We start from the raw sequence: 10852 nt of genomic DNA, 5'->3' as shown, positions 1-10852 counted from the left end.
AGACCAGGGCCCGGGTGGCTTCGTGGTACGACAAGTCCCCGGGGTTCACCTCGCCGAGCGGTCCGGCCAATTCCGGCAGCTCAAAGACACCAGCGGGAGCGTCTGCGCTGTTCCCGCCCTCTGGAGCTTCCTCGTTTGCCATACCTTCAGTACACCAGCCGGCACCGACAATATTCGAAACCTTGTTCGCTGCCAGATAACAAATAAATAACGAAAGACGAATAATGCGGGAACCGAAAGCACAGGCATCCCCCGCACCGATGTGGAACTTCCATGAAGCGCGGCATTCAGGCGCCGCTCATGAGGCCTGCATCCATGCAGTCGTCGACGCTCCCCGGGACGCTGTCGAGGCTGACGCCGTTCTGACTGTCATCAATAAGCTGCGTCCGGGCAGGTCCGCAGGCCCACCCGGCCTATCAGCCAGTTACAGACCCAGCCGGTTACAGACCCAGCATCGCCGGGGCGAACCGCATGAGTGCAGCCACCGCCAATGCGCCGACGCCGGCAACCAGCAGCGCGATGTCGGCCGCGCCGACGGCCCCGAGCGTGGTGGCGGGCCGGTGCGTGAAGGAGAAGCCGCGCAGCTGCAGTGTGGACATCATGGTGCCTGCCCGCCGCGCCATGATGATCACGGCGGGGACAAACAGTTTCGCCATGTTCCCGATGCTCTCAATCGGTCTACGGATAGTCAGTTCGATGCCCTTGAGTTTCATCGCATCGATGGTGCGGAAAATATCCGACATGCTGGCATACATCAGCAGGAATGAGTACCCGACCAGGAAGCACAGCGGCTCCGGAATTTTCAGGCCTCGCATGCCATCTGTAATCTTGTCCGGCGACATGGTGGATAGCAGCGCCAGGCTCAAAAAGAGTGCGGCCGACCATGCCAGCCCCAGCTTGAGCCCGAAGTCCAGGTCGCCGTCAAAGGGCGAGAAGTTACCCGCCAACAGATCCTGACCCAGCGGAATGGCGACCAGGCCGATGAAGTTGGGAAGCTGTAGCAGCCACAGAACCAGCAGCACCAGCGGCGGCACGCGGGCAGCAATACTGAGCGCCAGCCCGAGGACGCTCGCGGCGAGCATCCACTGCCAGTTCGGGGCGGTGTACAGGAAGACGATGACGACGGCGAAGAGCAGCAGCTTGATCCGCGGATCGCGGCGATGCAGGAAGCTGTCTTTTTCTGTGTAGAGCAGTGGTACCCGCATCTCAGACCTCCTGTTTGACGGGATAAAGTTGGGTGGCCAGTTCAGCGACCGTAATCGCATCCACGCCGAAGGCTGCTGCCACTTGGGCAGCACGCGGCGGTCGCAGCGACGTTTTCGCCAGGGCTTCCGCCCCATTTGCGCCGAAGACGGCGTGGGGACTTCCGGATGCAACCACGCGGCCCAGGTCGAGCAGAGTAACCGTGTCTGCCGTTTCCGCGACCAGGTCCAGATCGTGTTCAACAATGACGACGGCGGTGCCCCGGTCGCGTAGTTCGTGCAGCAACCGGCGCAGGGCCGCACGGGCGGGAGCATCCAGCGATACGCGGGGTTCGTCGAGAATCAACACCGCCGGATCGAGCACGAGGGCGCCGGCGATGGCCACCAGTTTCCGGTGTCCGCGGGACAGGTGCGTGGGATCCCGGTCCATCAGGTCGGTTGGTATGCCCACCAGTTCCACTGCACGGTCGACTGCCTCGGCGATCTGTTCGTCGGAGATGACGACCTCACGCTTGAACCATCCCGTGCGGCGGGTCCGGCGGCGCCGGAGCGCGTCGCCGATTTCCTCGCGAACGGTGCGCTCGGTGATCTGTTCATCCGGGTTCTGCAAGGCGGTGCCGACAGTCCGGGCCAGTTCCGCCGGCGAGCATTCCCGGGTGTTCTTCCCATCCATCCGTACGGTGCCGGAGGACGGCCGGACCAGGCCGCAGAGCATCCGCAGCAGAGTGGACTTGCCTGCACCGTTGCCTCCCACAATCGCGTGCACCTCGCCCGGTGCAACCCGCAGCGCCACGTCTTGTACCGCCATCGTCCCGTCCGGGTAGGCGAACGACACGTGGTCGATTTCAACGGCTTTCGGGCGGTCGTCTGATTCAGGGGCGCGGATCCAAGGTCCAGGAATGTCGACCTCTGGTTCAGGGGCGCGGATCCAAGGTCCAGGAATGTCGACCTCTGGTTCGGGAGCGTCGATCTCTGGAACAGGCGCAGAAACCTCTGGTCCCAGGACGGCGGGTTGTGGAACATCCGGCGCCGCGGATTCCATAACGTCGGGAGACTGAACCACCGACGTCAACTCTTCAACAGTCAGCGGATTATCGGGCAGCCCGGCTGCCTGCGCAACTTGCACGACGACGGGCGGCTCCACCTGGGCGTCGTCAAGTGCCGTCAGGTCCCGCAGCAACTGATCGGCCGGGCCGAGCGCGCTGACCTGTCCATCGCGGAGCATCAGCAGCTGGTCGGCAACGCCAACCAGGAGGTCGATGTCCTGCTCCACCACCACGAGCGTCATTCGCTGTGAGAGCTGGCTGACCAGCGAGCGGATTTCCTCCTTGCCATCCGGGTCGAGCAGGCCGGTGATGTTGTCCAGAATGAGCACCTGCGGATCAGCTGCAAGGGCCGCCGCGATCGCGACCCGCTGCTGTTGTCCACCGGAGAGCTCCCAGGTGCGCTTGTGCTCAAGGTCGAGCCGGGCAAGCCCGAGTTCGCTGAGCAAACGCCGCGCTTCCGCCTCCGCCTGCTTCACCGGCACGTCATGGTTGAGCATCGGCGCCATCACTTCGGACAGCACGGTGATTTGCGTCAACTGCGAGGCGTAGTCCTCGAACACCAGTCCGATTCGCTGCGCCACGTCCGGCACCGGCGCCTGGCGCGGGTCCAGGTCCACAACTTCAAGATCCCCGCCGAATTCGCCGCCGGTGGTTCGCGGCACCAGGCCTGCCAGGGACATGCACAGTGTTGTCTTCCCGGCGCCCATGGGACCCACGACCCCAAGCACCTCGCCTGCATTCAACTGCAGGTCGACGCCGGCCAGCGAGGGCTGTTCAGTTTCCGGGTAGGTAAGTTCAAGCGACTGAGCTGTAATCATTACTTGGCTTCACTCTTCGACGGCATCGGGCGGGAAACGCTCTGCTGATTTGACGCCTCCTGCGGGCGGTGCGGCGTGTAGCCCAGCAACCGTTCGAGCCTTCCGTGCAGGGCCCGCACCAGCGGGATGGTGATGATGGCGCCGAGGATGATGCCGTGGGTGATGGTGTTGCCCAAGGCGCTGAACAGAGCCACGCTCAGGCCTTCTTCACCAAAGAGCATGAAGGCGGACGCTTCGATAACCGCCTGGACCAGCGCACCCACGATGCAGGCCATCGCAACGCGGCCCCATTTGAGGGGTTTTCCATTGATGATCAGGCCGGCAATGGCGAAGCCAACGAAATAGCCGAAGAAGCCGAAGACGTCGTCGACCTCGTAGCCTTCAATGATGTCGCCAATCGATTCGCCGACGGCGGCACCGAGTGGGATTGCAAGTGTCGGCAGCCCCTTGGGAAGCAGCGCCAGGAACATGAATGGAATGAAGAACGGCTTGAAATCAATGTCGACCGGGATTTCCGGGATTCTTTCAAAGATCAGCAGCCCAAAGAAGAAAAGAACGGCGACCAGTGCGGCCACCACCATGGCTCTGGGTGCGGAAGCCCGGTTATTCGCCTGTTGCGTCGGCGTCGTCATTTTGTTGGCAGTCATGGAACCCCTTACTGGGAGAACGGAAGGTGCTGCAAGCAGTCGCATACGGTGCGAACAGGCGGATTTCTTCAACGCCTGTAATTCGACAGTAGGTACGGAGTGTGAACCGGCGGTCAGCCGGAAGTAAACAGCAAATGAACTCTGCGGCTGGTGCCATTGTGCATTGCCTCAGGCCACGATATGGAGATGGTCGGACAGCGTCAGCAAGGTTAGCCTCCCGCGGCACAATCCGCCCTGTGGTCCTGGTACCGATGAGTTTCGAGAGTTGAACGCGTCTAATGGTTGTTGTCAACCGGAACCGAGCGAAGGAGAGAACTGTGGAGGATCTCTGGCGGATGGTGCACGCAGAGCGTGCGGCGCTGATCAACGACCTCAAGGACCTCGACGACGAACAGTGGGAGCAGCCGTCGCTCTGCGGAGAGTGGACCGTGCATGACGTGGTCGCGCATCTGGTCGACACGGCGCGAACGACGCGTATCGGCTTCGTGGTTGGCCTTGCCCGGGCACGGTTCGACTTCGACCGCCAGAACGCCAACGGGGTGCTGCGCGAGCGCGGTGACTCACCGCAGGAGACGTTGGAGCGGCTTGGTCAGGTGGCTTCGCCTCCAGGCTCGCACGCCAGCGGCCTTCGGCGGTGCGAAGGAGCTTGTCGCCCGTGTTCAGTTGATGGCAGCGGACCAAGACGTGTGGATCGGCGACGGCCCAGAAGCGCGCGGCTCCGCGCTTTCACTCCTCCTGGCTGTCTCCGGACGGCGGGAGGCGCTGGACGACCTCGACGGACCGGGCGTCGCTGCGCTGACGGTGGCGAACTGATGAGGGGAAACCGATTCCTCTTGCGGTGCAGCGGGCACAGCACGCCTGCCGTCGATCCTGCGGCGATCATCCGACGACCTGCTACAGTGACGCCCATCACTTGCAACCCGCAACTGCTTCCTGGGAGATGTTGATGTCCGACACTACCTGCCACATGTCCATCTCGCTCGACGGCTTCGTCGCCGGACCCGAGCAGAGCCGGGACAATCCGCTGGGCAAGCGCGGCGGCGAGCTGCACGGCTGGCATATCGGCGATCCGCGTGCGACCGAAGCCGACAAGACAGCCAACGGATGGCTCATGCGCCCTCGCGGCGCCTACGTCATGGGCCGAAACATGTTCGGGCCGATCCGCGGTGAGTGGAACGAGGTGTGGAACGGATGGTGGGGACCCGAGCCGCCCTACCACGCCCCGGTCTTCGTGCTCACTCACCACGCACGCGAACCGATCCAGATGGAGGGCGGGACCACCTTCCACTTCGTCACCGAGGGGTTCGACGCCGCCTATGTGCAGGCGCTCGAAACGGCCGACGGCAACGGCGTGGACATCGCCGGCGGCGCTTCGACAGTTCGACAGGCACTCAACGCCGGCGTGATCGATGAACTCAGCCTCGACATTGCACCCGTCCTGCTCGGCAGCGGCGAGCGCATGTTCGACGGCGTCGAGGCGTTCGGCTTCGAGCCCGTCGAGGTGCTCCAATCACCGCTATCCACCCACATCCGTTACCGCAGAGACAGCGCCGGCTGAGCCCAGTTCGCTGAAGCCATTGCTAGCGGAACGGCGGTGTCTTGACCGCGAAGTTAACCGCGGTTCTCGTGATCGTGGAGGAGAGCGCGTAGCAGCCCTTCGAGTTGTTCACGCTGATCGGCTGTCATTATTGAGAGTAAGCGTTCTTCGTTTGCGACATGGTCTTGCAGCGCCGCGTCGACGACCTCTTGCCCCCGCTGCGTGAGAGCGACGCGAATGGTGCGGCGGCTGCGCGGATCCGCCTCCCGGGTGATCAACTCCTTGGCGAGGAGTCGGTCAAGCCGGTTTGTGATTGCACCCGATGTGACCATGGCGCTGTCCGCAAGTTCGCCCGCTGTCAGGCCATACCCGTCGGTGTCTGCGCGTCGGAGAGTCGCGAGGAGGTCGAACTCTCCCGGTTGCAGGCTGTATTGAGAGAAAACCGCCTGCAACTCGCGCTCGAACAGGCGCGTAAGACGGGAGAGCCTGCCGAGTACCGCCATCGGACTGACATCGACATCGGGGCGTGCCTCTGCCCACTGCGCGATGATTCGGTCCACGCTATCCTTCACAATAACCTCTCAACCTTGAACTGTTTGACACTGTGGAGTCTAACACCGTAGCCTTTTCAACGTTCAATAGTTTAACCCTAAGGAATCCCTGATGAACAGGTTGCAGATCACGTTGCTCACGGCGATCGCACCAGCAGTGTGGGGAACTACCTACATTGTGACGACTGAATTGCTGCCTGCCGGGCATCCGCTGTTCGCTTCACTGGTGCGGGCGTTACCGGTAGGGCTGCTCGCAATTGCGCTGACCCGCGTGCTGCCCACGGGCGCTTGGTGGTGGAAGTCCGCTGTGCTGGGAGTGCTGAACATCGGTGCGTTCTTCCCGCTGCTCTTCATTGCCGCCTACCACCTGCCCGGCGGTGTTGCCGCCACACTGGGCGCTGCGCAACCACTTGTTGTCGCCATCCTCGTCGTCGCCATCCTGCACGAAAGATTTTCCGCGTGGCGCCTGTCATGGGGCATTGCCGGGGTCATCGGTGTGGCCCTGGTCGTCCTCCGTTCCACCCAACTCGATACGGTCGGCGTCATCGCCGGACTGCTGAGCGCCGTCTCCATGGGATTCGGCGTCACCCTCACCAAAAAATGGGGCCGAGCCGCAGGGGTGCCCGCGATGGGCTTGGCTGGATGGCAATTGACCACCGGTGGGCTGTTCCTGTTGCCCATCACCCTGATCTTTGAGGGCGTCCCCGCGAACACCGACACCACAGCACTGGCCGGTTACGCGTGGCTCGGACTCATCGGCGGACTCCTCACCTACACGCTGTGGTTCAGTGGCATCGGCCGTCTTCCGGCTGCCTCGGTCGCCGTCCTCGGACTGCTCTCACCACTGGTTGCCGCGACACTCGGAGCGTTCCTGCTCGGCGAAGATCTCGGCGTCGTGCAAATGGCCGGGTTTGCCCTTGCATTGACAGCCATCGTCGCAAGCCAACTCAGCCCACGCCCGAAACAGCCTAATACCACCGATCTCGCCAAGACCATCGACCCTGACGTCAATGAGCCGGCGATGTCCGCCGCACAGACAAGGAGGACCTCATGAGAATTGCCGTTATCGGGGCAACAGGGATGGCCGGGTCCCGCATAGCTGCCGAAGCAGCCGGTCGAGGACACAGCGTCTCCGGTTTCTCGCGATCAGATAGCACCGTGACGGCAAGTCTCCCGGGACTCACGTTATTCACTGCCGACGCCGCGGATCCGGAATCCATGGGCCGCTTAGCGGCTGGGCACGACGTCATCGTACTTGCCACTAGACCGGTCCCCGGAACAGAAGATAATATCATCACCCCGCTGACCACCGTTCTCGACGCAGCCCGGCACGCCGGACGCCGGGTTATCGTCATAGGGGGCGCGGGCCCGCTCCTAAGCCCCGACCACTCAGACCGGCTCGTGATCGACGACGAGCGTTTCGTCCCCCGGCAGTGGCGAACCATCGCACAAGCCAGCGTCGACCAGTTCAACGCCTGCACCACGAATCAAGCTGACTGGACCTACCTAAGTCCGCCTGCGCTCTTCGAATCAGGAACACGCACCGGGACCTACCGACGCGGAGAAAACCGACTCCTCATCGACGTCGAAGGTGTCTCTCGCATTTCCGCCGAAGACTTCGCCATCGCCACCGTGGACGAGATCGAGAACGCCGACTCCGACAGGCGTCACTTCACCGTGGCGTACTAGCGCGCCCTACCCGCTGCCCCGCCCCACAAAGGGGTGGCCCGTATAGAAGGCCGGAGAACTTCCCGTTTAACCATCGGCAACTGACAGGGCGATGCGCAGTCGGCTGGTGTTTTGTTCAACTTCGGATGCGCGCGCTCCATAACAAGCCAGGTGCTCCTGCTCGCTGGCGTCGCAGAATCCGTCTTTAGACGAATTGTTGAATACGCTTCAGCATGTCGATGCTGGGATAAGTGTCGGCGCGGACCTTATCGACAAGGTGTTCGACGTAGTCCGGGACCTCATCAGGTTTAAGCAGCGACTCGATGATGTTGAGCATAGTTGCTGAAGGATAAGGTTCTGAGTTCACCTTGTCCAGCAACACCTGCAGAAGACTCGAGCGAACGTCATCCACTGTATTGGTCGGCATGTGCTTCTCCTTCGTATTCCAAAAATCTAGCAGGATTCACCGCGTGAGGGAAGACGCCAGACGACGCGAAACATCGCACACCGTGGCATCTGCGGATGATCGGATTGTGGAACTGCGCCACGACATCGGCCGATTACGGCACGAGGTAGTCGCTGTCCCTCGCATCGGTGATGAACATATGTCCGGGCGCGTGCGATATGGCCAGTGACGGTTTCGATTCCATCACCGCGGCCTGTGGCGTGACGCCGCAGGCCCAGAACACAGGGATCTCGCCCGGCCGGATCTTCACGGCGTCACCGAAATCGGGCCGGTCCAGGTTCTCGATCCCGAGCGCAACGGGATCGCCAACATGCACTGGTGCACCGTGAACGGCTGGATAGCGTGCAGTGATTCGAACCGCATCCGCGACCTGCGACGACAGCATAGGGCGCATCGAAACCACCATCGGCCCGCCCATGACGCCTGCACCTTCACAGCGCACGGAGGTGCGGTACATCGGCACGTTCACGCCCTGCTCCTGATGCGCGAGAGGAACGCCGCCTTCGAGCAGCGCCCGTTCGAAGGTGAAGCTGCAGCCGATCAGGAAGGAGACCAAGTCGTCCCTCCACCAGCCGGTTATGTCCGGCGTTTCAGTCTCGAGCGCGCCGTCCACGTAGACCCGGTACAGCGGAGCGTCGGTGCGAATGTCGCCGTCGGACAATAGCGGGCCGGTGGTTTCACCGGCGTCGAGCACTCCAAGGACCGGGCAGGACTTGGGGTTGCGCTGGGCAAAGAGGAGGAAGTCGAATGCCTCAGCTTTGGGCACGATCAGCAGGTTGGCCTGGGTGTAGCCGGAGGCCCAGCCCGACGTCGGCACAATCCTCCCGCTCCTGAATTCGGCCCGCGCTTCGGCAGCCGTCAGAGAGGACGGATCCACGCTGACTCCGTCGCCATCGATTCCAGCACTCCGGTCGCCGTCGAACCCAGCACTCCGGCCGCCGTCGATTCCTCCGGCGCTCATCCGGTCCACACTTCAGCGATCGCCTGCAGTGAGAGCCACCCGGCCACGATCGTAATGAGGACCGCCACGATGCCGAAAATGATCATCCACATTGGATGCTTATAGTCGCCGACGATACGCTTTTGCCGCGAGGCAATGAGTACCGTACCGAGGGTGAAGGGCAGGATCAGGCCGTTCAGTGAACCGACGATGACGAGGATCGCGACCGGTTGCCCGACGAACACGAACACCACGGTCGAGAAGACGATGAAACCAATAATGTACTTGTTGTTGTTCCCGGCGATGGATGGGTGGAAGGAACGCAGGAACGACACGCTGGTGTAGGCCGCGCCAATGACGGAGGTGATGGCCGCCGAGAAGAGCACGATGCCGAAGATCTTGAAACCGACGTCGCCGAGGGCAATCCTGAACACCGAGGCCGGCGGGTTATCGGGATTTAGAACATTCCCGGCTGCGACGACGCCGAGCACCGCCAGGAACAGGAGCACGCGCATCACGCCGGTGGTGACAACGCCGAGGGTCGCCGCCTTGCCCGCAAACTTGACGTTTTGGTTGCCGACGACCCCTGCGTCAATCAGCCGGTGTGCGCCGGCGAAGGTGATGTAGCCGCCCACGGTGCCACCGATCAGCGTAATGACCGGCAGGACGAGAATTGCGTAATCGTCCGGCACGACACTGCTCACGGCTGCATCGAGGAAAGGCGGCCTGGCCACGAACATCACGAACGCCACCAGAATGATCATCACGCCACCGAGGATGATCGCCACGGCGTCCATGATCTTCCCGGAGTTCTTCAAACTGAAAACAATGATCGCGAGCACTCCTGCAATCACCGCACCCCACTTTGGCGAGATCCCGAACAGCACCTGCAGGCCCAGACCGGCGCCGGCCACGTTGCCGATATTGAACGCCAGTCCGCCGATAACAACCAGGACGGCGATGACCGAACCGAGTCCCGGAAGCACCATGTTGGCGACATCCTGGCCGCGCTTCTTGGCAGCGACCAGGACGCGCCAGATATTAACCTGAGCGCCAATGTCGATGATGATCGACAGCAGGATCGCGAAGGCGAAGTTCCTGCCAAACTCGTTAGTGAAAACAGCCGTCTGCGTCAGGAAGCCCGGGCCGATAGCCGACGTCGCCATCAGGAAGATGGCTCCCCAAAGGACCCGTTTATGGGTCTTGCTCATTTTCCCGTTGACGTCCGGAACCGCTACCTCGGGCTCTTCGGCCGCGGCATGGTGGTCCTTCTTGGCCATGTTCTTATCCTCTCTAATTCGGTATCGGAACGGCATAACCGGAAACGGTCACCCGGGGATCATCGGAATGAACGACGACGGCGAGCTCGCTGGGGCGGCCCATGTCCGCCCCTTGGTGGATGGTGAATTGACGGGTCGCGGATACAAGACCGAGCGCGCGGAAATAACCGCCGAGCGCTGCGGCTGCCGCACCGGTGGCCGGATCCTCCACCACACCGCCGACGGGAAACGGGTCGCGGGCGTGGAAGGTGCGCTCGTTCTCCTGCCAGAACAGTTGGATAGTGGTCCAGCCGCGGGCTGTCATCAGGGTCAATAGGTGATCGAAGTTGTAGTCGAGGTCAGAGAGACATTCCCGGGTGCGGACCGCAAGAATCAGGTGCTCGTTGCCCGCGAAAGCAATATGCGGCGGGTAATCGGGTGCCAAGTCTTCCGGCGACCAGCCCAGAGCCGACAACGCGGAGGCAAGTTCGTCGTCGGGCACCGGCCTGGAGTGGGTGGGGGCGCTGCGTAAACCCGCCCGGATTCCGCTGGCGTCTTGTTCGGTTTCGACTTGGATCCCGCCGGCCGGCGTATCGAATACGAACAGCCCCGGCCCTTCCCGTTCGGCCAGCACCACCGCCGTCGCTATCGTGGCGTGACCGCAGAACGCGACCTCGGCGACCGGGCTGAAGTACCGCAGCGGGTAATGGCGGCCGCC

The 10852-nt window shown here is 62.5% G+C and carries 12 protein-coding genes and 1 pseudogene; 5 read left to right on the top strand and 8 right to left on the bottom strand.

What is annotated here, in order from left to right; translation table 11 throughout:
- Positions 1 to 440 precede the first annotated feature (440 nt).
- The 3 genes from Y707_RS0110400 to Y707_RS0110390 are packed head-to-tail and all read right to left on the bottom strand — an operon-like array spanning position 441 to position 3713.
- Positions 441 to 1205, bottom strand: a complete 765-nt coding sequence (locus tag Y707_RS0110400; RefSeq protein ID WP_026535041.1) for an energy-coupling factor transporter transmembrane component T family protein — start codon at positions 1203 to 1205, stop codon at positions 441 to 443.
- Position 1206: 1 nt separating this feature from the next.
- A complete protein-coding gene (locus tag Y707_RS0110395; RefSeq protein ID WP_026535040.1) occupies positions 1207 to 3066 on the bottom strand; it encodes an ABC transporter ATP-binding protein in 1860 nt (619 codons plus the stop codon).
- On the bottom strand, positions 3066 to 3713 hold the full coding sequence (locus Y707_RS0110390) for a hypothetical protein (protein WP_026535039.1): 648 nt from the start codon (positions 3711 to 3713) through the stop codon (positions 3066 to 3068). Before Y707_RS0110390 ends, Y707_RS0110395 begins: the two co-directional genes overlap by 1 nt.
- Before the next feature lie 278 nt (positions 3714 to 3991).
- Here Y707_RS0110390 and Y707_RS33250 point away from each other — a divergent pair.
- The 3 genes and pseudogenes from Y707_RS33250 to Y707_RS0110380 all read left to right on the top strand — a co-directional run.
- Positions 3992 to 4249: pseudogene (locus Y707_RS33250) on the top strand (maleylpyruvate isomerase family mycothiol-dependent enzyme); the annotation flags it as partial.
- Between the two features lie 130 nt (positions 4250 to 4379).
- Positions 4380 to 4526 carry a hypothetical protein gene (locus tag Y707_RS33245; protein WP_333782842.1) on the top strand — a complete coding sequence of 49 codons (147 nt, stop codon included), beginning with the start codon at positions 4380 to 4382 and terminating at the stop codon, positions 4524 to 4526.
- Between the two features lie 133 nt (positions 4527 to 4659).
- A complete protein-coding gene (locus tag Y707_RS0110380) occupies positions 4660 to 5271 on the top strand; it encodes a dihydrofolate reductase family protein (protein ID WP_026535038.1) in 612 nt (203 codons plus the stop codon).
- Positions 5272 to 5324: 53 nt separating this feature from the next.
- On the opposite strand, the gene Y707_RS0110375 is transcribed toward Y707_RS0110380, so the two are convergent.
- The gene (locus Y707_RS0110375; RefSeq protein ID WP_253905126.1) at positions 5325 to 5810 is read right to left on the bottom strand and encodes a MarR family winged helix-turn-helix transcriptional regulator; all 486 of its coding nucleotides are present in this window, start codon (positions 5808 to 5810) and stop codon (positions 5325 to 5327) included.
- 103 nt (positions 5811 to 5913) lie between these two features.
- Here Y707_RS0110375 and Y707_RS25035 point away from each other — a divergent pair, with 103 nt between their 5' ends.
- Entirely contained in the window at positions 5914 to 6855 is a 942-nt protein-coding gene (locus Y707_RS25035) for an EamA family transporter (RefSeq protein WP_081744776.1), read from the top strand.
- Positions 6852 to 7490, top strand: a complete 639-nt coding sequence (locus Y707_RS0110365) for an NAD(P)-dependent oxidoreductase (protein WP_026535036.1) — start codon at positions 6852 to 6854, stop codon at positions 7488 to 7490. The genes Y707_RS25035 and Y707_RS0110365 overlap by 4 nt, the downstream gene beginning before the upstream one ends.
- A gap of 184 nt (positions 7491 to 7674) precedes the next feature.
- Here Y707_RS0110365 and Y707_RS0110360 read toward each other — a convergent pair whose 3' ends face one another.
- The 4 genes from Y707_RS0110360 to Y707_RS25030 form a co-directional block, all read right to left on the bottom strand.
- The gene (locus Y707_RS0110360; RefSeq protein ID WP_026535035.1) at positions 7675 to 7896 is read right to left on the bottom strand and encodes a hypothetical protein; all 222 of its coding nucleotides are present in this window, start codon (positions 7894 to 7896) and stop codon (positions 7675 to 7677) included.
- 133 nt (positions 7897 to 8029) lie between these two features.
- Positions 8030 to 8896 carry a putative hydro-lyase gene (locus tag Y707_RS0110355; protein WP_081744775.1) on the bottom strand — a complete coding sequence of 289 codons (867 nt, stop codon included), beginning with the start codon at positions 8894 to 8896 and terminating at the stop codon, positions 8030 to 8032.
- A complete protein-coding gene (locus tag Y707_RS0110350; RefSeq protein ID WP_081744774.1) occupies positions 8893 to 10155 on the bottom strand; it encodes an NRAMP family divalent metal transporter in 1263 nt (420 codons plus the stop codon). Before Y707_RS0110350 ends, Y707_RS0110355 begins: the two co-directional genes overlap by 4 nt.
- 13 nt (positions 10156 to 10168) lie before the next feature.
- A partial coding sequence (locus tag Y707_RS25030; protein WP_035781172.1) for a PhzF family phenazine biosynthesis protein occupies positions 10169 to 10852 on the bottom strand: 684 nt, incomplete at its 5' end.

The sequence above is a fragment of the Arthrobacter sp. H14 genome, from assembly GCF_000520495.1.
GTDB lineage: Bacteria > Actinomycetota > Actinomycetes > Actinomycetales > Micrococcaceae > Arthrobacter_C.
Note: the sequence above shows the minus strand (reverse complement) of the source record. Positions and strands in the feature narration are given on the sequence as shown.